The sequence below is a fragment of the Gordonia liuliyuniae genome (assembly GCF_021739025.1).
Lineage (GTDB): Bacteria > Actinomycetota > Actinomycetes > Mycobacteriales > Mycobacteriaceae > Gordonia > Gordonia liuliyuniae.
Genome location: NZ_JAKKOT010000005.1, coordinates 373,398 through 395,301 on the forward strand (window position 1 = coordinate 373,398; position 21,904 = coordinate 395,301).

Below are 21,904 nucleotides of genomic sequence, written 5' to 3' on the forward strand. Positions count from 1 at the left end.
GCCGCTGTCGCGCACGGATGGCGAAACCGACAGCGCCCCGCCCCGCACAGCGGTCCGCAGATCACTAGAGTGGGCCGAGTGAGCGCACCGAATCTGACACGTGACCAGGCGCAGCAGCGCGCAGCACTCCTCGACGTCGACGCATACGTCGTCGACCTCGACCTGACCGACGGGGCCGGACGCCCAGGCGAGTCGACGTTCTCGTCGACGACGACCGTCACCTTCCGCGCGTCGGCGGGGGCCTCGACGTTCATCGACCTGATCGCTCCCCGCCTGACGTCCGCGACCCTCAACGGCACCGACCTCGACGTGACCGGTTACGACGAGTCGGTCGGATTGGCTCTGCCCGACCTGGCTTCCGAGAACACGCTGACCGTGGTCGCCGAGTGCGCGTACTCGAACACCGGTGAGGGCCTGCACCGTTTCGTCGATCCCGCCGACGGCGCCGTCTACCTGTACTCGCAGTTCGAGACCGCCGACGCCAAGCGCATGTTCGCGTGCTTCGACCAGCCCGACCTGAAAGCACGGTTCACCACTACGGTGACCGCCCCCGCCGACTGGCAGGTCATCACGAACGGCGCACCGCACGGCGAGCCCGAGACCGTCGACTCAGGCGCCGTGATCCATCGCTACGCGACCACCGAGCTGATGAGCACCTACCTCGTGGCGCTGATCGCAGGCCCGTACGCGAAGTGGACGGACGAGTACACCGACGAGCACGGCACCATCCCGCTCGGCCTGTACTGCCGCGCGTCACTCGCCGAGCACATGGATGCGGAGCGGCTGTTCACCGAGACCAAGCAGGGCTTCGGCTTCTATCACCGTGTCTTCGGCGTGCCGTACGCGTTCGGGAAGTACGACCAGCTGTTCGTCCCGGAGTTCAATGCGGGCGCGATGGAGAACGCGGGAGCCGTCACGTTCCTCGAGGACTACGTCTTCCGGTCGCGGGTGACCCGCTACCTGTACGAGCGCCGCGCCGAGACGATCCTGCACGAGATGGCGCACATGTGGTTCGGCGACCTCGTCACCATGACCTGGTGGGACGACCTGTGGCTCAACGAATCGTTTGCGACGTTCGCGTCGGTGCTGTCGCAGGTGGAGGCCACCGAGTACAAGAATGCGTGGACGACGTTCGCGAACGTCGAGAAGTCGTGGGCTTACCGGCAGGATCAGCTGCCGTCGACCCACCCGATCGCCGCGGACATCCCGGACATCGCCGCCGTGGAGGTCAACTTCGACGGCATCACCTATGCGAAGGGCGCGTCGGTCCTCAAACAGCTCGTCGCCTACGTCGGTCTCGACCCGTTCCTGGCCGGCCTGCGCGACTATTTCGCGGCGCACCGTTTCTCGAACGCCACGTTCGCCGACCTGTTGGGCGCGCTGGAGGCGTCGTCGGGCCGCGACCTGTCGGACTGGGGCGGCCAGTGGCTCAAGACCACCGGAATCAACGTGATGCGGCCCGAGTTCGAGACCGACTCCGACGGCGTCATCACGTCGTTCACCGTCGTGCAGGACGGTGCGGCTCCCGGCGCGGGCGAGACGCGTGTGCACCGGATGAAGATCGGCGTGTACGCCCCGTCCGACGACGGAAAGCTCGTCCGCACCGAATCGGTGGAGCTCGACGTCGAAGGGACGCGCACTGAGGTGCCCGCACTCGTCGGCACGCATCGCGGCGCATTGATCCTGCTCAACGACGACGATCTCACCTACGCTTCGGTCCGGCTCGACCCTGAGTCGCTCGCGACGGCGACGGCGCGGGTCGGCGACATCGACGATCCGATGCCGCGCACACTCGTGTGGTCCGCCGCGTGGGAGATGACCCGCCAGGCGGAGATGAGCGCCCGCGACTTCATCGAACTCGTCGGCCGCGGCATCGCCACCGAGACCGAGGTCGGCGTCGTGCAGCGCGTGCTCCTGCAGGCGACGACCGCGCTCGAGGCGTACGCCGCGCCCGAGTGGGCCGAGTCGACGGGGTTGCCGCGGTTCGCTGACCGTCTCCTCGAGCTGGCGCGTGGCGCCGCAGCAGGCTCGGACCATCAGCTCGCGTTCGTCAACACGTTCCTCGGCGGTGTCACGACCGACGCCCAGCAGCCGGTCCTGCATTCGCTGCTCGACGGCACCGACCCGTCGAGCGTCGGCCTCGACGGTCTCGTCGTCGACGACGAACTTCGCTGGCGTCTGGTCAAGGCGCTCGCGACGCACGGCAGCATCGACGAGACGGTGATCGCGGCCGAAGCCGCCCGCGACAATACGGCCGCGGGCGCCCGCCACGCCGCAGCGGCACGCGCGGCGATCCCGACCCCGGAGGCGAAGGAGGCGGCGTGGACCACCGCATTCGACGACGACTCCATCGCCAATGTGACGGTCCGTTCGATCGTCGAGGGTCTCACCCGGCCCGGGCAGGACGCGCTCCTGGCACCGTTCACGCAGCGCTACTTCGACGCGGTCGTCGACCTGTGGTCGCGCCGCACGAGTGAGGTCGCGCAGACCGTCGTCGTCGGGCTGTACCCGAGTTGGGATCTGCGCGACGACGCGATCGCCGCCGCCGACGCCCTCCTCGCGGACGATCTCCCAGCCGCCCTGCGGCGACTGATCGTCGAAGGTCGTGATTCGGCGCAGCGTGCCAGGCGGGCCCGCGCGTTCGACGCGGAGTCGAACCGCTGACACCACCGCCCCTGGAACGACTGCGGCCCCCGACCTCTCCGAGGTCGGGGGCCGCAGTGATTCACTGCAGTGAGTGCAGATTCAGTGCTACGGGCGGGCGACGGCGGTCGCCATGACGCGCAGCGACGAGACGAGGCCGTCGATGAGGTCACCCTGCTTGATCGACGCCAGCGCAGCCTGCACACCGAGTTCGGCGACACGGTCGTTGACGCGGCCTGCGACGTCCGAGCCCGAGACGACGACGACGTCGCGCGTGTTGGGCGAAACTGCCAGGAGCGCAGCGTTGTACGGCTCGGGCGCCTCCGCGAGTGCGGCGCGGGCGCCTGCGACGACGTCGGTGCCGAGGTCACCGATGTAGACCGAGAACCGCACGAGTGCGACCTCGCTGGTCTCCTTGAGCGTGTCGTCGAGCAGGATCAGGTCGTCCTGCGAGAACGGCGGGGTGTCGAAGGCCTGGCGCGGCCACAGTGCTGCCGAGACGCGGCCACTCGAGGTGACTGCGGAGCCCACTGGGAGCGATGCGGGATCGACGTGCGCGATGTCACCACTTGCCACTTGCGGAGCCTCCCTCGGTGTCGCCCGGCGAAGCGTGCCGTGCGAGAGTCATCGGCTCGATCTCGGTTGCGGAGAACAACTGCGGATTACGGTCCCACCGCTGATCGAGCGTGTATTCCTTCGGCCGTGGGCGCTTGACGCCCCACGAGAACGTCATCGAGACGACGCACAGCAGCACTGAGATCACACACAGCACCACGACCGTCATACCGACGGGGACAAGAAGCTGGTCCACACCCCACCCTTTCGACTCGCGCCTGGATTGAGAAGCGCACGACCTGCCGTGTGCAGATCATCTGATGACCAATTTATCGCACCGCCTCCCCGATGTCCCCATAGGGCCTACAGAGCGTCGTAGACGTTTGCGGTCCGCCCGCGCATTCTCGCGACCATCGTGGACAATGGGGCCCGTGAGCACCTTTTACGACGACGTCGGCGGACACGACACGTTCGCGCGGATCACCGCGCGGTTCTACGAAGAGGTCGCCGACGACGAGATCTTGCGACCGATGTATCCAGAGACCGACCTCGGCCCGGCCGAACGTCGTCTGCGGATGTTCCTCGAACAGTATTGGGGCGGACCGCACACCTACTCCGACGAGCGCGGGCACCCCCGTCTTCGCATGCGTCACGTCCCGTACCACGTCGGCCCGATCGAGCGCGACGCGTGGCTGCGCTGCATGATGATCGCCATCGGATCCATCGAGTCGGACGTGCTCGACGACGAACACCGCGCGCAACTGATCGGGTACATGGAGATGGCCGCCAACTCGTTGATCAACAGCCCGGTGTGACGAATATGGAAGAATCGCGACGGTGAGCGAACAGTACGTGACCAATTCCGGGCCCGCTGGCGACTGGTGGCGCAACGCCGTCGTCTACCAGGTGTATCCGCGATCGTTCTCGGACTTGAACGGCGACGGTGTCGGCGACCTCGCCGGCGTGATCGACAGGCTCGGCTACCTCGAACTACTCGGCGTCGACGCGATCTGGCTCTCGCCCATCATGCGGTCGCCCATGGTCGACCACGGGTACGACGTCTCCGACCCCCGCGACGTCGACCCGTTGTTCGGCGATCTCGACGACTTCGACAGACTCGTCGCAGAAGCTCACGACCGGGACATGAAGGTCACCATGGACCTGGTGCCCAACCACACGAGCGACCAGCACGCATGGTTCTCGCAGGCGTTGGCCGCCGAACCGGGCAGCGATGAACGCGCCCGCTACTTCTTCCGCGACGGACTCGGTGACGACGGCTCGCAGCCGCCGAACAATTGGACGAGCGTGTTCGGCGGCCCGGCGTGGAGCCGCGTCACCGAACCCGACGGCTCGCTCGGCCAGTGGTACCTCCACCTGTTCGCGCCGGAGCAGCCGGATCTGGACTTCACGCACCCCGACGTCCTCGACGACCTGCGCACCACCATGCGGTTCTGGCTCGATCGCGGTGTCGACGGCTTCCGCATCGACGTCTCGCACGGCTTGGCCAAGCCCGAGGGGCTGCCCGACATGCCCGATGCCGTCGAGATCCTCAAGCACACCGACGACGATCCGCGGTTCAACGATCCGGGCGTCCACGCGATCCACCGCGAGATCCGCTCGGTGTCGGACGAGTACCCGGGCACCGCGAACGTCGGCGAGGTGTGGGTGTCGTCGAACGATGCGTTCGCCGACTATGTGCGTCCCGACGAACTGCACCTCGGTTTCAACTTCCGGTTGGCGAGCGCCGACTTCGCCGCCGACCGTATCAAGGAGGCGATCACCGAGTCGCTCGCCGCGACGACGTCGGTGGGCGCGGTCCCGACGTGGACGTTGTCGAACCACGACGTCCCGCGCGAGGTGACGCGCTACGCGCCCGACGCCGCCGAGCAGGGACTGGCCGACGGCCAGGCGCTCGCGGTCGGCGCGCTGCGGGCCCGCGCCATGGCGATGGTCGAGCTGGCGTTGCCCGGCACCGTGTTCATCTACAACGGCGCCGAACTTGGGCTCCCCGACGCCGACCTGCCCGACGATGTCCTCGTCGACCCGGTGTGGGAGAACTCCGGTCACACGGACCGTGGTCGCGATGCGTGCCGCGTGCCGCTCCCGTGGGAGGGCGCCGAGCCGCCGTTCGGGTTCAGTTCGACCGCGGACACGTGGCTGCCGATCCCGGCCGACTGGGCGGGGCTGACCGTCGAAGCACAGTTGGAAGACATCTTCTCGACGCTGTCGCTGTACCGCCAGGCGTTGGAGTTGCGCTATGTCCGTCCGGAGTTCTCCGGTGACACCGTCGAATGGTACGGCGCCCCCGACGGGTGCATCGCCTTCCGCCGCCCCGGCGGGCTCATCTGCGCCCTCAACGCGTCGGCGGCACCGATCCCGCTGCCGCCCGGCCAGGTCTTGTTGGTGAGCACACCGCTCGAGAACGGGCTGCTGCCGCCGAACACCGCCGCCTGGCTCGTCTGAGGGCGGTGTCGGCCGGACGGTCCCTCGACTGCTCAGTCGACGTGCGGCGGCTCAGCCGACGTTGAGGTTCAGGACGTTTCGGCGTTGGAAGACCGAACCGAAGCGGGCGTCCAGACGGAGCCATGCGGCGGACGCTCGGACGCGGACGGGTTCGTCGGGTGAGATCGCCTCGAGCGATGAGTCGCCGGTGATCTCACGGCCCGCCGAGTCACGGACGAAGCCCATGGAGGTGAGCGCGAAGACCGCCCGCATACTGACGTCGACGGCCTCAGCTGCGCCGCTCACCGAGAGGACCTTCTGGTCGAGCAGCGACGGCACCATGCCCATCGGGCCGGACTCGTCGCGTGCGACGTCGGCGCCACGTCGGGCGAGACCGATCACCTCACGTGCGGGCACGTCGTCGACGTGCACGAAACCCGCGCTTCCCGGCAGCGCCCCCTGCCACGCGATCGTCGGCAGCGCACCGATGTTGATCACGTCGTCGCCTGCCGCCAACGAGGTCGCCATGGCGTTCGCGTCGGCGACCACGTCGTTCGGGGTCACCGTGCCGAACACCGAGCGGGTCGCCAACACGTCGAACCCAGTGCGCACCCACAGGCCGACGCGCGCGTCGTCGCGTTCATGTAAGCGCAGCACACCCGTGTCGTCGGCGCGGCGAGCGCGTGCGACGAAGGCCGCGATGTCGGAGCGGTCGGACTCCCGATACGGCGAGAGGCCGGTCACGGCCGCACGAATTCCGACAGGTACGCCTTCTCCTCAGTGGTCATGCGGCGCGGGCGTTGGGTGTCGATGTCGAACGAGACCAGCTGGGTGCTGGCGACGACGGCGGGCTTCGAGTCGGGCGAGGCGCCGTGCGGACGGACCTCGTAGCCGACAGTGAAGTCGACGGCACGCAGCCGCTGCACGTACATCGTCACCGAGATCGGCGACTCGTCGTGGCGGATCTGTCCCTGGTACTTCACGTGCATGTCGGCGACGAGGCAGCCTTGACGCATCGGCGCGGTCGGCTTGTCGTCGTAGAACAGCCACGGGATGCGGGCCTCCTCCAGCAACGTCACCATCCGCGCGTGGTTCACGTGCTGGAAGACGTCCATGTCGGACCACCGGACCGGCACTGTGACCACGTAACCGGCGTCGGTGCGGTGTCCTCGGTCGTCGAACAACCGTCGGTCGGCCTGCGCTGTCACTGAACTGAACTCCCGTCCCCTACCCCGATGTCGCCTACCCGATGTCGCCTACCCGATCACACTACGCAACGAGCGGACCGCCACCGACAGGGTGGCGATGTCCCAGTGTGCGGACGCGGTCAGGTCGTCGAGGGTCGCACGTGCGCGAGCCAGGAGCGTGCTCCGGCCCGCCGACCATTCGGCGATCTTCTCCTGAGACGACTCGTCCGGCTCGCTCATGGACAGGATCGAACCGGTCAGCCCGCGCAGCACGCTGAGCAGGTCGTCGTGGAGCGCGACCCGAGCGAGCAGGTGCCACCGATCGCCCCGATCGAGGCCGTCGACGGCCCAGATGAGCCGATCGATCCCGAAGTGGTCGAGCACCGCGAACAGCAGCTCCCCCACCTCGGCCGGCTCGCGGTCGGCGATGTCGGCGAGGTCGTGGACGTCGAGCAGATGTACGCGGTACGGGATCTCGGCGACCGCACGCGCGACCGAGGGAGCGGCCCCGGCGTCGAGGTACGCCTTCTCCAGGTCGTCGCCGTTCACCCTGCGCAGCCATCCGCTCAGGTCGGGCACCAGCCCGGCGACGTCCGAGTAGCGCGTGATCTCCGCAGCCGTCGCCAGCGGCTGCGGACGGTGCGCCAGCAGCCAGCGCGACGACGTCGACAGCAGGCGACGCACACGGCGGGTCATCTCGTCACCGACCGCGGCAGGCACCGGCTGCTGCCGGATCTCATCGATGAGATCGCTGACCCCGAAGACTCCGTCGGCGACCACGAACGCGCGGGCGCCCTCACCGGTGTCCGCGCCCGTCGACTCCTGCACCGACAGCAGGTGTCCGATACCGCCGCCGTCGACGATCCGATTCACCAGCCGGGTCGTGACGATCTCGCGGCGCAACCGGTGGCCGGCGATGCCCTCCGGGAATCGCTCGCGGATCGCCGCCGGGAAGTATCCGGCGGCGAGCGGCGTGAACAGATCGTTGTCGGGGAGAGTCGTCGCCAGCAGCCGTCCCTTCGTTTGGAGCTTCACGTGCGCCATCACCGTCGCCAGTTCGGGACTGGTGAGCCCGCGGCCGAGGTCGCTGTCACGACGTGCCCGCAGCCGACGCGGATACGGCAGCGCCTCCAACTCCAGGTCGACGCCGTCGTCGGCGAGTTCGGCGAGGATGCGGGCGTGCAGTTCGACGTCGTCGTCGGCGGTGGCTCGCGCCAGCCCGAGTTCGGCGTTCTGCGCGATGTTGTCGGCGAGGACAAGGTTCGCGACGTCGTCGGTCATCGACTCGAGGAAGTCCACCCGGTCGTCGGCGTCCAACGCGCCGGACGCGATCTGCGAGTCGAGCAGCACCTTGATGTTGACCTCGTGGTCCGAGCAGTCCACGCCGGCCGAATTGTCCATCGCGTCGCTGTTGATCCGCACCCCGCACAGGTCCGCTTCGATGCGCCCGTGCTCGGTGACTCCGAGGTTTCCACCCTCCCCGACGACCTTGACACGCAGCTGCGCACCGACCACCCGGATCGGGTCGTTGGCCTTGTCCCCGACGTCGGCGTCGGCCTCGTCGCTCGCCTTCACATACGTGCCGATCCCGCCGTTGAACAGCAGGTCGGCCGGTGCCGCCAGGACGGCCCGGATCAGTTCGGGCGGTTCGAGTTCGGTGACATCGTCGGCCAGGCCGAGCGCCGTGCGCATCTGCGCACTGATCGGAATGGACTTGACATCGCGCCCCCACACTCCGCCGCCCGCGGAGATCAGCGATGTGTCGTAATCGGCCCACGACGACCGCGGCAGCCGGAACAGTCGTTCGCGTTCGAGATACGACGTCGCCGCGTCCGGGTCGGGGTCGACGAAGATGTGGCGGTGGTCGAACGCGCCAACCAGGCGCGTGTGGCGGGACGCCAGCATGCCGTTGCCGAAGACGTCGCCGCTCATGTCACCGATGGCGACGGCGGTGAAGTCCTGCGTCTGCACGTCGACGCCCATCTCACGGAAGTGCCGTTTCACCGACTCCCAGGCGCCACGCGCGGTGATGCCCATCGCCTTGTGGTCGTAGCCGACGGAGCCGCCCGACGCGAACGCGTCGCCGAGCCAGAATCCGTAGTGCGCCGACACCTCGTTGGCGATGTCGGAGAACGACGCGGTCCCCTTATCGGCGGCCACCACCAGGTACGTGTCGTCGCCGTCTCGGCGCACGACGCGACGCGGCGGCACGACCTGACCGGTCGCGGGGTCGAGATCATCGGTCATCTGCAGCAGTGAGGCGATGAATGCCCGATAGCATTCGATCGCGTCGTCGCGGGTCGCCGGACCACGACGGACGACGAATCCGCCCTTCGCGCCGACCGGGACGATCACCGCGTTCTTGACGGCCTGTGCTTTGACGAGGCCGAGGATCTCGGTGCGGAAGTCCTCGAGTCGGTCGGACCAGCGGAGTCCGCCACGCGAGACGTCGCCGAACCGCAGATGCACGCCCTCGACGAGCGGCGAGTGCACGAAGATCTCGTACTTCGGGCGCGGCTGGGGTGCCTGCGGAACATCACCGGTCCGCAGCTTCACCGCGATCGTCGGCTGCGTCCAGCCGTCGGACTCGGTGTAGAACGTGGTGCGCAGCGTCGCGCGGACGAGGGCTGCTAACGCCGACATGACCCGGTCGGCGTCGAGGCTGAGGATGCCTGCGATCTGTGTGTCGAGCCGAGCGGACGCCTCGTCTCGTCGCGCGTCGTCGTGCTCGTCGGGATCGAACGACGCGGCGAACAGGTCGACGAGCGCGTCGGTCGCCGCACGCTGGTCGCCGAGTACGCCCGCGATGTGCGAGAGGCTGTACCCGAATCCGCACTGTCCGAGGTATCGGGCGTACGTGCGCAGCATCGCCACCCACCGCGACGTGAGGCCCGCGCGGAGGACGAGTTCGCTGAGGCGGTCGACGTCGGCGTGCCCCAACCACATCTGTTCGAATGCGTCGGCCACGCGAGCGGACAGGTCCGGCGCGCGTTCGGTCTCGATGCCGGGCGCCGGAGTCACGGTGAACTCGTAGACGGCAACGGCCGCCCCGTCTGGCCGGTCGATCGTGAACGGATGCTCGTCGACGACGGTCAATCCGAGACTCTGCAACACCGGCAGCACGTCGGTGAGCGCGGCCTGACGGTCGCACAGATACAGCGTGAACGTCCACACGCCGGTATCGGGAACGTCGACCGCCACGTGCAGATCGCCGGAGGCCAACGCGGTCGCGATCGGCAGATCCGCGGCCGCGGCAGCGGGGTCGCGCCCGTCGCGATAGCGCTCGGACACGTAGTGGAGCAGCCGCAGCGGCGACGTGTCGTGCCCGCCCTCGCGCACCTGGTCGTTCCAGCGCTCGCGGACCCGATCGTCCCAGGTGCGGACCGCGTCCGTCAGCTGCTTCTGGCAGGACCGGCCCTCCTCGTCGTCGAGGACCACCGGGTGCGGAACGTGCATGAGCAGTTGCAGCTGCGCGAGCGGCGCCTGCGACAGCCGAGTGGTGAACTCCGTCTCCTGTCCGCCGTGCGCGGCTTTGATGATCTCGGTGAGTCGGATCCGGACGGCTGTCGAGTACGCCTCCCTCGCCATGAACACCATTGCGGAGACCGTGTGGCCGTCGACGCCTGGGCGGACATGAAAGCGCGGGGTCCGCGCGGATTGCGCGTCGAGGAGGTCGCTGACTCGCGCGGTGAGGTCGGCGGGGTCGGCGGCGAACAGCTCGACGAGCGGGAACGATTGCAGCAGTTCGACGGTGGCCATCCCGCCGTACGAGTCGGCGGCGAATCCGAGGCCGTCGAGTACCCGGTTCACCGTCACGCGCACGCCGGGGATGTCGTAGATCGATTGATGGGCGCCCGTCGCGGTGATGATTCCGAGGAACTGATGTTCGACGCCGTCGCGGGTCGCCCGGACCAGGGTCGGGAACTGTCCTCGCAGGAGCCCAGTCGCCAGCCATACACGATCGACGTCGACTCCCGAGTCGACAGACACCGGCGTCGGTCGATGGGTGCCGCGGTCGCGCCACACGCCCAGCACCTCGCCGCCGTCGGGGTCGATGGTCGCGGCGCGGTACCCGACCCCGACGAAGTTCGACCGCGACCCGAACCACTCGAGGAGGCGGATCTGTTCGAGGTCGGCCCCGGCATCGGCGATCGAGGCGATGACTTCGGCCAGCCGTTCGCGCATCGCTGCGGTGTCGTCCCGGACCGACGTCGCTCGTGAGGCGGCCGCTGTGACGGCGGACTCGAGCGCGGCCGGGTCACTGTCGGCCGACGGCGCGGTGACGACAGTGATCCACGATTCGACGATGCCGTGGTCGTCGAGGCCGACGAGTCGGCCGGCCGGATCGCGCGCGACGGTCAACTGTGGGTGGTCGATCGCGACGATCGTGTACCCGGCGTCACTGACCGCGGTGAGGATCGATTCGACGAGCAGCGGCACGTCGTCGAGCACGGCATGCACATCGACCCCGCCGCCGTCGACGCGTGTCGCCGACACGAGGATCTCCCCCGGTGACCTGTTCTCCCCCACCGCCAGATGTCGTTCGAGTCGTCGGTCGATCTGTTCCGCCGACACGTCGCCCGCTCCGGTGCGATAGCGTGCCGCGAGTTCCGATCTCACTGATGCCCCACAACCTCTCATCGACTGCCGCAAGCTCTGAACCCCAAGCCTACGAACCTCAAGCCTACGACGGGCGATGGCGTCTCGTCGGACTCTCGCCGGACAGTCGAGCGGGCCGGAGACGACTCAGTCGCCGTTGAGCAGTCCGATCAGTTCGGGGATCAGCGACACGCCCCACGCGATGAGGCCGACGACGGCGCCGATCAACGCGATCAGGACCAGCCACGCGACGACGCGTGCGAACACGTTTCGATGGCCCGGTGCGCCGACCAGCAGTTTCACGTACTCGACGATCACGTCGATGAGTTGAACCAGAAGCATCATGTCGAGTCACCTCCTACGTCATCGTGACGTTCGAGAACGTCAGGACCGGCCAGCACACGATGGAGCCCAGAAACGAGATGACCTGGTCGACGGGGTTGTCGATGTCGCTCAGATGCGAGGTGTGCGTGAGCGTCCAGATGATGCCGACGATCCCGTACGGAATTCCGATGAGGATCAGGGCACCGAGGAATTCGGACACCTTCATCTCATGGTCGAGGATCTTGCTGATTCGATTCCACACAGGAGGGAATCCTTTCGCGTGTCGCGTGAAGGGTGGAAGTGTCTCGCCTGGCCCACTCAGATCAGATTCTTGTTCTTCTCGATCTTGCGGCGCAGGTCGAACATGTTGAAGTAGAAGCTTCCGAAGCGCAGCGGCCGCGGCAGGAATCGGTTGACGAACCCCACGAACAGAAAGAGATTCTCGAAACGGCGCTGATCGGCCGGCCGCCATCGCAGACCGATCTTCTCCCGGAACAACCGCGGCATCATGCCGATGGACAGGAAGCGGAGCAGACTCCGCAGCGGAAGCCCGAGTATCGGAGTGATCATCTTCAGATCGATGAGATCGTTGATGAACTGGATCTGCGTCTCGTCGTACGAGACCCGTTCGCAGGCGACATTCCAATAGTGGTCGAACTCTTCGCGCGTACTCGGCCACATCTCTTCGGTCACCTGCAACGTCGTCGCGAGATGGCTGGCACCCGAGTAGAACTGTTCGGCCTGCTCCGCATTCATCTTCCCGTGGAGGAGTTCGTGCGCATCCTCGAAACCGATGTAGAGGCAGGCGGCGACCCACATCTGGAGCTCACGATTGAACGCGTTGTACTTGACGGGTGAGTTCTCGTCGTTGCGGACGTGCCGGTGCGCAGTGTTGATCGCGTCGCGGTAGGCGTCGCGCTCGGCCTGCGTACCGAGGACAGCGACGGCCAGGTAGGTCGCAGTGGTGCGCAGACGCTTCCACGGGTGATGCATGAGTGCGCCGGATTCGACCTTCGACTCCATCACGCCGTAGGCCACCTCGGGCCAGCCGAGCTGCATGGCGACATTCGTCGCCGATCCCGCTGCGGCCCAGAAGTCGAAGGCGTCCTGCAGGTCGGCGCGATGGTATTCGTCGTTCGGTTTGCGCTCCGGCGTCGAGATCGTGATCCGGGTGTCGTGGACGGTCAACGTCGGCGGGGTGCTCCGCCAGTTCGGCACATAGCCGCGCCGTGGGCTCCGCCCGTCCTGCTGGTCGCCCGTGGTGCCCACAACCACCGGATTGCCCACGTTCGGATTAACCGCGCCCATCGTGTTCGTCATCGAACCCTCCGTCTGAGTACGTCGCCGTCTTCGCCAGTAGTGTTACACACTAGAACCAGTTGTATCATTCGGCAACTTGTCGGAGCTCTGACGCGAAATTCCCCGCTCAGAGTCGGCATACCCTCAGAGGAGGACGCCGACCCTGAGCGGGGAATCGTAGGCGTTGGTGTCAGTCGCGGGTGAGCTTGCGGTGCGTCACGCGGTGCGGACGGGCCGCTTCTGCGCCCAGGCGCGTCACCTTGTTCGCTTCGTACGCCTCGAAGTTGCCTTCGAACCAGAACCACTGCCCCTCGGCGACGTTGCCCTCCCACGCGAGGATGTGGGTGCAGGTCCGGTCCAGGAACCAACGGTCGTGCGAGATCACGACGGCACAGCCCGGGAACTGCTCCAACGCGTTCTCCAGCGAACTCAGGGTCTCGACGTCGAGGTCGTTAGTCGGCTCGTCCAGCAGGATCAAGTTGCCGCCCTCTTTCAGGGTCAGCGCGAGGTTCAGGCGGTTGCGCTCACCACCGGAGAGCACCTCGGACGGCTTCTGCTGATCCGGCCCCTTGAAGCCGAACGCGCTGACGTACGCACGCGACGGCATCTCGTTCTGCCCGACCTCGATGTAGTCGAGACCGTCGGAGACGACCTCCCATACCGTCTTCTTCGGATCGATATTGGCTCGACCCTGGTCGACGTAGCTGAGCTTCACCGTCTCGCCGACCTTCACCTCGCCCGAGTCCGGAGACTCGAGACCGACGATGGTCTTGAACAGCGTCGTCTTACCAACACCGTTGGGACCGATGACGCCGACGATGCCGTTGCGCGGCAGCGTGAACGACAGGTCCTTGATGAGCACGCGGCCGTCGAAGCCCTTATCCAGGTTGCTGACGTCGACGACGACGTTGCCCAGACGCGGCGGCGTCGGGATCTGGATCTCCTCGAAGTCGAGCTTGCGGTGCTTCTCGGCTTCGGTCGCCATCTCCTCGTAGCGGGCCAGGCGCGCCTTGTTCTTGGTCTGACGGGCCTTCGACCCGGATCGGACCCACTCGAGCTCCTCCTTGAGGCGTCGCTGCAGCTTCTGATCCTTCTTGCCCTGGACTTCCAGGCGCTCGGCCTTCTTCTCCAGATACGTCGAGTAATTGCCCTCGTACGGGTGCAGCTTGCCGCGGTCGACCTCACAGATCCACTGCGCGACATGGTCGAGGAAGTAGCGGTCGTGTGTGACGGCCAGGACAGCGCCCTCGTAGTTGGCGAGGAACTGTTCGAGCCACAGCACCGACTCGGCGTCGAGGTGGTTGGTCGGCTCGTCGAGCAGCAGCAGATCGGGCTTGCTCAGCAACAGTTTGCACAGTGCGACGCGGCGTCGCTCACCACCGGACAGGTGGGTGACCGGCGAGTCGCCGGGCGGGCAACGCAGCGCGTCCATCGCCTGCTCGATCTGGCTGTCGAGATCCCACGCGTCGGCGTTGTCCAGATCCTCCTGGAGCTTGCCCATCTCCTCCATGAGTTCGTCGGAGTAGTCGGTCGCCATCAGTTCGGCGACCTCGTTGTAACGGGCCAGCTTGACGCCGATCTCGCCCATGCCCTCTTCGACGTTCTCCTTGACCGTCTTCTCCTCGTTGAGCGGCGGCTCCTGCAGGAGGATGCCGACGGTCGCTTCGGGATCGAGGAACGCCTCGCCGTTCGACGGCTGGTCCAGACCCGCCATGATCTTCAGGATCGACGACTTGCCCGCGCCGTTCGGGCCGACGACGCCGATCTTGGCGCCTGGGTAGAAGCTCATGGTGACGTCGTCGAGGATCACCTTGTCGCCGTGCGCCTTGCGCACCTTCTTCATGGTGTAGATGAATTCTCCGGCCACCGGGTATCGCTCCTGCCTTGCAGCCTTCGCTGCGGTTGCGGACTTGGTCGCCGACGCCGGCATGTCGCGCGTCGGCCTGGTTCGGCGACCATCCTATCGGGCCGACCGGGTCGACCCCGGACTGCGCCGGGCGGGCGAACCCGGACTGCGCCGCATGACTGACACGCCCACCCTCGCGCCGCGACGAAAGGGTGTCGTGTGTCACACTGGGAACTGCACGGAACGGTCCGTCCGTTACCCCTGCAGCCCACGTCCGACGGAAACGACACCGGAAACCACGAGAGGTCGAAGATTTTGAGCACTCGTCTGCGGATCAAGATCTGGCATCGGAAGCAGCGTTACACGATCCGACGCCACCGCAAGCTCAACATGACTTACCGCGTCGGGGTCGCCGTCGTCGGCACCGTGCTCATCCTGGCCGGGCTCGTGATGATCCCGCTGCCGATCCCGGGCCCCGGGTGGGGATCGTTCTTCCTCGGCCTCGGCGCGCTCTCCACCGAGTTCGAGTGGGCGCATCGCGTCACATCGTTCATGTTCGCGTCGCTGCGCCGCGTCGGCGAGCTCACCCGCTCGTGGTGGAACACCTTCGACGCCGCCGTTCACCGTCGCGTCGAGCGCGTCACGGGCGTGCGCTTCGTTCGAACCTGGCGCGACTTCCAGTGGTCGTTCCAGACGCCGTACGCGTTCGCCTGACCGCGCGAGCAGCGCTCACGCCGTCACCGATCAGTCTCGCCCGATCCCGTTTCTGACGCGGCTGCCGCTGCCCCCGTCTCCTCGTCTGTCGGAGTCTCGTGCTCTGCCGGGGTCGGCGCGCCCATGCCGCGCAGCATCTGGTTGTACGCCTCCAGTTCGGCGTCCTCGTCGCGCGCTTCCTTCCGGTCGAACCGGCGGGCGACCTTCTCGTCCTGCCTGCGCCACTGGACGAGCAGCGCGAGCATCACGATCACGAGCGGGAACTCTCCCGTCGCCCACGCGATACCGCCACCGACGCGTTGGTCGGCGGCCAGGTCGAGCGCCCACGGGTGCTGGAGCGACTCGTAGTACTTCTCGGCGATGAGCGCCGTCGTCATCATCAATGCGACGCCGAAGAAGGCGTGAAAGGGCAGTGCGCCGAGCACGACGCCGAGTTTGGCGACGTGAGTCGTCTCCCGCGGAGCCGGATCGATGCCGATCACCAGCCAGTAGAACAGATATCCGCTGATGAGGAAGTGCAGGTTCATCAGGAGGTGGGCCGAGTGGTGGTCCACGACGACGTCGAAGAGGCCACCCAGGTACAGGACGTAGAAGCTGCCGACGAAGACGACCACCACGACCGCCGGATGCGTCACGATCTTCGAGTACTTGCTGTGCAACCCGGTCAAGATCCATTCGCGCGGCCCGTCCGGGTTGCCGCGGCCGGCGGGCGGGATCGCCCGCAACGCCAATGTCATCGGCCCGCCCAGGACCAACAGGACGGGAACGAGCATCGTCAACATCATGTGCGCCATCATGTGCGTGCTGAACAGCGCGGGCCCGTACCTGCCCAGGCCCGACGACGTTGCGACCAGCAGGCTCAAACAGCCGAGAAGCCAGGCGACGGTCCGGCCGACCGGCCACGAGTCCCCCCGCTTGCGCAGTCGCCAGACGCCGCGCAGATAGACCGCTGCGGCGATGAGGGCGGCTGTCCCGAAGATCAGATCGAACCGCCAGTCGAACAGCAGCCGCGCCAGGGTGGGCGGGCCGTCGAGGTCGTAGCCGATCTTCAGCGCCATCGGCGACACGTCGGTCGTCGCCAGGTCCGGCGGCGGCGTCCGAGCCAGGCCTGCCGCGAACCCGAACGCGATCGCGAAGACGATCAGTTCGACGGCGGCGAAACGCACGAACAACGACTTACGCGGTTCGTCGGTGGCTTCCAGTTCGGTGATGGTGATCCGCCGGTGCACCCCGCCGATCGCGGCGGCGACGACGAACGCGGACAGCTTCCCGACGACGATCAGCCCGTACGTGGTCGTGAACAGTTGCTCGATCGGCATCCGCACCAGCGCGTTCACGACACCGCTGATGCCGACGACGATCAAGCACCAGAAGGCCACTCGCGAATAGCGTCGCACCGCGAGCACACGCCACCGCCCGTCGCCGAACGAGTAGGCGAGGACGACGAGGAGTCCGCCCACCCACGCGGCCGCTGCGACGATGTGCAGGATCAGGCTGTTCGTCGCCACGTCGTGTCCGCCGCCCGCCGAGGAATGCCCGGCCAGCGCGGACGGCATCAACGACAGGAACGCTAGCGCGAGGATGACGAACGTCCATCCCCACTTGAGTGCGGCCCGCGCGAGGACCGCGGCGAGCAGCGCGAAGATCGCCGTCCACAGCCAGTACTTCGCGTCGGCGACCTGACTGTAGGCGGTGACCAGGTGGTCGGGCTGCAAGGTCTCGGTGAGCGAGAAGCCGCTGACGTTCGAGATCGTCAACGGGATCATCGCGAGTGCGCAGATCGCCCAGACGAGCATCGCCGCGTACGTCCATCGGATGGCGCGGAAACCTCCGACGTCGAGGTGCCCGCCGCGCTGGGGCGGGACGAAGAACGCGGCGAACATCGCGCCGCCGAAACCGATTGCGGCACTGAGCTGTCCGACGGCCGTGACGACGGGCACGCCGTACGTCGTGAGCGCCCCCGCGTCCGGGACGCCCGCGAGACGCAATGCGGTCGCTGCGGACGCCGCGGTGACCAGGGCCCCCGCGACCGCACCGACGACCATCATCGCGGCGACGATCACCCGCCGTGGACCCGACGGGTCGGTGAGGCGGTCGCGATCGATCACATGTGGCGAACCGGTCTCGGTATCGGCCGTCGGGGACGTCGTTGACATGCCTCCATCGTAGGACCCGATATACTCATCCATCGCTGCCGCTCTCGCGGCGACAGCGGACGCCTCCGTAGCTCAGGTGGATAGAGCAAGAGCCTTCTAATCTCTAGGTCGCAGGTTCGAGTCCTGCCGGGGGCACCACATAAGCAGTGGTCACAGCCTCAGTGGCGACTGTCCCGGACGACTCGTGCGCGCAACGTGCCACGCCGGGGCGCATCGATGTCCGTGCACCCGGTGTGACGAGGCATACGCACACGTAGCCCCGCTCCCGCTACCTGTCGACTAGGCGCACCCGCAGCGGTTCGCGATCGACGGTCACCGCGGTCAGGTCGTCCACGACGTAGTCGGGTCCGTGGGCGGCGGACGCCGCGCCGACCCCGACCACTGTCGCCCCCGCGGCCCGACCGGCCGCGATCCCCGCACCCGAGTCCTCGATCACCACGCACTGCGTCGGGTCGACGCCGAGCAGCGCGGCGGCGTGCAGGAAGCCGCACGGGCTCGGCTTCGACTCGGTGATGTCGTCGGCGGTGACCGCCACGGCGGGAACGGCGAGTCCGGCAGCGCCCATCCGCGCCCGCGCCAACGGCAGGGTCGCGGACGTCACGAGGGCGTGTGGGACGTCGGCGAGCACATCGAGCAGTTCGGCGGCGCCCGCGATCGCGACGATCCCATCGGTCTCGGAGATCTCGGCGGCGAGCATTTCCTCGTTGTCGGCGAGGTTCTCGGCCATCGGGCGGTCCGGCAGGAACTCCGCCATCACCTCGTGGCCTTGTCGACCGTGCGAGATCCTCAGCACCGAGTCGACGTCGAGCCCGTGGGCGGCCGCCCACCGTCCCATGAGCCGTTCGACGACAGCGTCGGAGTCGACGAGCGTCCCGTCCATGTCCAACAGCACGGCACGGACGGGGATGCTGATACGCGCGGGAATCGTCACCATGGCTCCAGTGTGCGGGAGAATCCGTCGCGGGAGGCGATGGTTGCCCGATCAAAGACGGCGGCGGACTCCGCTGGCCCGCACGACACTGACGCGAGCACTCCCGCCGTTACGACTCCAGGGTGCGCGTGAACGCTCGGCGGGAGGCGATGGTCGCCAGGCGGGTGCGCACGACGGCGTCGGGCACCAGGACGCTCGACCGGATGAGGGCACCCCACACTGCGGCCGGACGCCCGTTCACCACTCGCCCGATCAGATTCGAATCCCGAACCACGGCCCGGGTTCGGCGGCGCCGGGCCCCGGCGTACCGCATCATCGCCCGCGGAAGGTCGTCACAGGTCCGCACGCAGTCGGCGAGCGTCACCGCGTCTTCGATCGCCTGACAACCGCCCTGCCCGAGATGCGGTCGCATGGGGTGCGCGGCGTCGCCGACCAACACGATGCGGCCACGGTGCAGGACTTTCGCGGTCGGCCTGTCGTACAGGTCGTTGCGCAGTAGGACTGCCGGATCGGTTGCCGCGACCAGCCGCGGCAACGGGTCCGCCCACCCGTCGACCAGCCCGCGGACGTACGCGTACTCGTCGTCGAACCAGGCGCCTTCGGGCAGTTGCGCGGTGGCGAACCAGTAGGTGCGGTCCGCGCCCAGCGGGACCAGGCCGAACTGGCTGCCCGGCCCGAGCACCTCGCCCGCGAACACCGGGTCGAAGGTCGCGTCGGCGACGCCGCGCCACGCCGTGTACCCGGCGTACGTCCGCGGCAACGCGCCGTTGAGTTCCCGCGCGAGCACCGATCCGATTCCGTCGGCTCCGACGATGAGGTCGGCGTCGAGTCCGGCCGAACCTTCGACGCTCGTCCCGAACCGCACAGTGCCCGGCGGCAGGAGCCGCGACAATACGTCCCGCAGGATCGGCCGTTCCACCACGACCAACGGCTCGCCGAGCGCGTCGACGAGCCGATTGGGGTCGGGTCGCCGAATCCAGCCGCCGTCGCGCCACCGCACTGCCCCGGCCGTGACGCGCCCGCCGGCCGCCCGGACCGCGTCGCCCGCACCGATCCGGTCGAGTGCGGCCAACGCGTTGGGCCACAAGCTGATTCCAGCACCCGCGACAGTGTCGTCGCGGGCCTCAAGGACCCGCACGTCGTGTCCGTCGCGGTGCAGGGCCAGCGCTGTGGTCAGCCCCGCTATCCCACCGCCGACGACGATCACGCGCACAGATCTCACCGACCCCGGTAGACTCCGGCGCGCTTGTCGAGCATCGCCGCCACCGCTTCCTGATGATCGTGAGTCTGATGCGCGATCCCCTGGAGTGCCGCCGACATCTCCAGGAGTTGGTCTAGCGTCTGCTGCGACGATTCGCGTAGGAGTTTCTTGGCCATCCGAACTGCGATCGGTGGGTTCACCGCGACGCGATCGGCGAGCACGCGCGCGGCTCCCAGCAGTTCGTCCGGTTCGACGACCTGCGACACCATCCCCCAATCGAGGGCGGTGGCGGCGTCCACCCGGTCGCCGGTCAACGCCATCTCGGCCGCACGCGCCGGGCCGATGATGCGCGGCAGGAACCAGGCCCCGCCGTCGCCCGGGATGATCCCGAGCTTGACGAAGCTCTCGGCGAAGAACGCTGTCGTCGACGCGATCCGCAGATCGCACATCATCGCCAAGTCGCAGCCCGCCCCGACCGCCGGGCCGTTGACGGCGGCGACCACCGGGACCTCCAACGCGTACAGGGCGCGCGGGATCCGTTGGATGCCGTCGCGGTAGCCGATCCGCTGGTCGTGCGCGGCGCCGCCGAACAGCCCTTCGCCCGCCTGCATCGCCTTGACGTTGCCGCCCGCCGAGAAGGCCGAACCGGCGCCGGTGAGGATCACCGCGCGCACGCTCTGGTCGGCGTTCGCCTGCGCGACCGCGTCGACGATCGCATCAATGACCGGCACATCGGAGATCGCGTTGCGCACCTCGGGCAGATTGATCGTCCACGTGACGACATGGCCGTCCCGCTCGACAAGTAGTTCCTCGCTCATTGCAGGGCCTTCCTCATCGCAGGGTCGCGCTCACAGCAATTCCAGGATCGTCGCGTTGGCCATGCCGCCGGCCTCACACATCGTCTGCAGACCGTAGCGAATCCCGTTGTCGCGCATGTGGTGCACGAGACGGGTCATCAGGATCGCACCGGACGCGCCGAGCGGATGCCCGACCGAGATGGCACCGCCGAGCGGGTTGAGGACGTCGTCGGACGCGCCGATCTCCCTCTGCCACGCGAGCGGGACGGGTGCGAACGCCTCGTTGACCTCGTAGGCTCCGATCTCGTCGACTCTCAGACCCGAGCGGTCGAGCGCTTTACGGGTCGCCGCAATGGGCGCGGTCAACATGATGACGGGGTCGTCCCCCGCCAGGACCGTCGTGTGCACCCGCGCGATCGGCGTCCACCCGTTGGCGGCGGCCGTCTCACTCGACGTGACCAGCAGCGCACCCGCGCCGTCGGAGATCTGCGACGCATTGCCCGCGGTGATCATGCCGTTCGGGTCGAATGGCGTCTTGAGTCCGGCGAGCTTCTCCACCGTGGTTCCGCGACGCAGACCCTCGTCCTGTGTGAGACCGCCGATCGGGGCGAGTTGACCGTCGAACGCGCCCGCGTCGACTGCTGCGGCGGTGCGCTCGTGCGACCGAGCCGAGTACTCGTCGAGCTCGGTGCGGGTCATCCCCCATTTCGCGGCGACCATCTCGGCGCCGATGCCCTGATCGAAGCGTTCGATCTCGTAACGGTCGAGCACCGACTGCGGGGTGGGCTGACCGCCCTTCCCCGCCGTGCCCATCGGCACCCGCGACATCGATTCGACGCCGCCCGCGATCGCGACGTCGTACTGCCCGGAGATCACGCCCCCGGCAGCGAACGCGACTGACTGCTGCCCCGACCCGCAGCGGCGGTCGACGACCACCGACGGCACGGATTCGGGCCATCCGGCGGCGAGGACGCCGAGACGACCGATGTGGCCCGCCTGGTCGCCCACCTGGCTCACACAACCCCAGATCACGTCGTCGACGATGGCCGGATCGAACCCGACGCGTTCGGCGAGCGAGGTGAGAACGTGCCCGGACAGGTCGCCGGGGTGGATGTCGGACAGGGAACCGTTTCGTCTGCCGATGGGGGTGCGAACCGCATCGACGATCACTGCATCACGCATGCAAACCATCTTGTAGCACTGTTGACAC

18 protein-coding genes and 1 tRNA gene are annotated in these 21,904 nt (G+C 67.7%); 5 read left to right on the forward strand and 14 right to left on the reverse strand.

Annotated elements, in window-relative coordinates; all coding sequences use genetic code 11:
• The first annotated feature begins 78 nt into the window (after window positions 1–78).
• Window positions 79–2,664, forward strand: a complete 2,586-nt coding sequence (pepN, locus tag L5G28_RS12635) for an aminopeptidase N (RefSeq protein WP_237001834.1) — start codon at window positions 79–81, stop codon at window positions 2,662–2,664.
• Between the two features lie 87 nt (window positions 2,665–2,751).
• Here the strand turns inward: pepN and L5G28_RS12640 are convergent, their stop codons facing one another.
• The gene (locus tag L5G28_RS12640; RefSeq protein ID WP_236997510.1) at window positions 2,752–3,219 is read right to left on the reverse strand and encodes a DUF5130 family protein; all 468 of its coding nucleotides are present in this window, start codon (window positions 3,217–3,219) and stop codon (window positions 2,752–2,754) included.
• Window positions 3,206–3,454 carry an aa3-type cytochrome oxidase subunit CtaJ gene (ctaJ, locus tag L5G28_RS12645; protein ID WP_236997511.1) on the reverse strand — a complete coding sequence of 83 codons (249 nt, stop codon included), beginning with the start codon at window positions 3,452–3,454 and terminating at the stop codon, window positions 3,206–3,208. Before ctaJ ends, L5G28_RS12640 begins: the two co-directional genes overlap by 14 nt.
• A gap of 166 nt (window positions 3,455–3,620) precedes the next feature.
• On the opposite strand from ctaJ, the gene L5G28_RS12650 reads away from it, so the two are divergent.
• Both L5G28_RS12650 and L5G28_RS12655 read left to right on the forward strand, forming a co-directional pair.
• Entirely contained in the window at window positions 3,621–4,013 is a 393-nt protein-coding gene (locus L5G28_RS12650; RefSeq protein ID WP_236997512.1) for a globin, read from the forward strand.
• A 22-nt stretch (window positions 4,014–4,035) separates the two neighbouring features.
• Window positions 4,036–5,661 (forward strand): glycoside hydrolase family 13 protein, encoded by a 1,626-nt coding sequence (locus tag L5G28_RS12655; protein WP_237001835.1) that lies wholly within the window; start codon window positions 4,036–4,038, stop codon window positions 5,659–5,661.
• 51 nt (window positions 5,662–5,712) lie between these two features.
• On the opposite strand, the gene L5G28_RS12660 is transcribed toward L5G28_RS12655, so the two are convergent.
• The 7 genes from L5G28_RS12660 to ettA form a co-directional block, all read right to left on the reverse strand.
• A complete protein-coding gene (locus tag L5G28_RS12660; RefSeq protein WP_237001836.1) occupies window positions 5,713–6,384 on the reverse strand; it encodes a DUF8185 domain-containing protein in 672 nt (223 codons plus the stop codon).
• Window positions 6,381–6,848, reverse strand: a complete 468-nt coding sequence (locus L5G28_RS12665) for an acyl-CoA thioesterase (protein WP_237001837.1) — start codon at window positions 6,846–6,848, stop codon at window positions 6,381–6,383. The genes L5G28_RS12660 and L5G28_RS12665 overlap by 4 nt, the downstream gene beginning before the upstream one ends.
• Before the next feature lie 48 nt (window positions 6,849–6,896).
• Window positions 6,897–11,447 (reverse strand): NAD-glutamate dehydrogenase domain-containing protein, encoded by a 4,551-nt coding sequence (locus tag L5G28_RS12670; protein ID WP_237001838.1) that lies wholly within the window; start codon window positions 11,445–11,447, stop codon window positions 6,897–6,899.
• Window positions 11,448–11,573: 126 nt separating this feature from the next.
• Complete coding sequence (locus L5G28_RS12675; RefSeq protein ID WP_236997517.1) at window positions 11,574–11,771, reverse strand: hypothetical protein; 198 nt, start codon at window positions 11,769–11,771, stop codon at window positions 11,574–11,576.
• A gap of 13 nt (window positions 11,772–11,784) precedes the next feature.
• Window positions 11,785–11,976 carry a hypothetical protein gene (locus tag L5G28_RS12680; protein ID WP_265742682.1) on the reverse strand — a complete coding sequence of 64 codons (192 nt, stop codon included), beginning with the start codon at window positions 11,974–11,976 and terminating at the stop codon, window positions 11,785–11,787.
• 92 nt (window positions 11,977–12,068) lie between these two features.
• Window positions 12,069–13,070 (reverse strand): oxygenase MpaB family protein, encoded by a 1,002-nt coding sequence (locus L5G28_RS12685; RefSeq protein ID WP_237001839.1) that lies wholly within the window; start codon window positions 13,068–13,070, stop codon window positions 12,069–12,071.
• A gap of 169 nt (window positions 13,071–13,239) precedes the next feature.
• A complete protein-coding gene (gene ettA / locus L5G28_RS12690) occupies window positions 13,240–14,916 on the reverse strand; it encodes an energy-dependent translational throttle protein EttA (RefSeq protein ID WP_308191544.1) in 1,677 nt (558 codons plus the stop codon).
• Window positions 14,917–15,210: 294 nt separating this feature from the next.
• Between ettA and L5G28_RS12695 the strand changes: the two genes are divergently transcribed.
• Window positions 15,211–15,609, forward strand: a complete 399-nt coding sequence (locus L5G28_RS12695) for a PGPGW domain-containing protein (RefSeq protein ID WP_237001840.1) — start codon at window positions 15,211–15,213, stop codon at window positions 15,607–15,609.
• A 23-nt stretch (window positions 15,610–15,632) separates the two neighbouring features.
• Here the strand turns inward: L5G28_RS12695 and L5G28_RS12700 are convergent, their stop codons facing one another.
• Window positions 15,633–17,765: a bifunctional copper resistance protein CopD/cytochrome c oxidase assembly protein gene (locus tag L5G28_RS12700; RefSeq protein ID WP_372477219.1), complete on the reverse strand. Its 2,133-nt coding sequence runs from the start codon at window positions 17,763–17,765 to the stop codon at window positions 15,633–15,635.
• 61 nt (window positions 17,766–17,826) lie between these two features.
• Between L5G28_RS12700 and L5G28_RS12705 the strand changes: the two genes are divergently transcribed.
• Window positions 17,827–17,903: transfer RNA gene (locus L5G28_RS12705), tRNA-Arg, on the forward strand.
• Between the two features lie 130 nt (window positions 17,904–18,033).
• Here L5G28_RS12705 and L5G28_RS12710 read toward each other — a convergent pair.
• The 4 genes from L5G28_RS12710 to L5G28_RS12725 form a co-directional block, all read right to left on the reverse strand.
• Complete coding sequence (locus tag L5G28_RS12710) at window positions 18,034–18,699, reverse strand: HAD-IA family hydrolase (protein ID WP_237001841.1); 666 nt, start codon at window positions 18,697–18,699, stop codon at window positions 18,034–18,036.
• Between the two features lie 106 nt (window positions 18,700–18,805).
• Window positions 18,806–19,909, reverse strand: coding sequence for an FAD-dependent oxidoreductase (locus L5G28_RS12715; protein WP_237001946.1), 1,104 nt, complete (start codon window positions 19,907–19,909; stop codon window positions 18,806–18,808).
• A gap of 5 nt (window positions 19,910–19,914) precedes the next feature.
• Complete coding sequence (locus L5G28_RS12720; RefSeq protein ID WP_236997523.1) at window positions 19,915–20,715, reverse strand: crotonase/enoyl-CoA hydratase family protein; 801 nt, start codon at window positions 20,713–20,715, stop codon at window positions 19,915–19,917.
• Between the two features lie 30 nt (window positions 20,716–20,745).
• Window positions 20,746–21,876 (reverse strand): thiolase family protein, encoded by a 1,131-nt coding sequence (locus tag L5G28_RS12725; protein ID WP_236997524.1) that lies wholly within the window; start codon window positions 21,874–21,876, stop codon window positions 20,746–20,748.
• Between the last annotated feature and the right edge of the window lie 28 nt (window positions 21,877–21,904).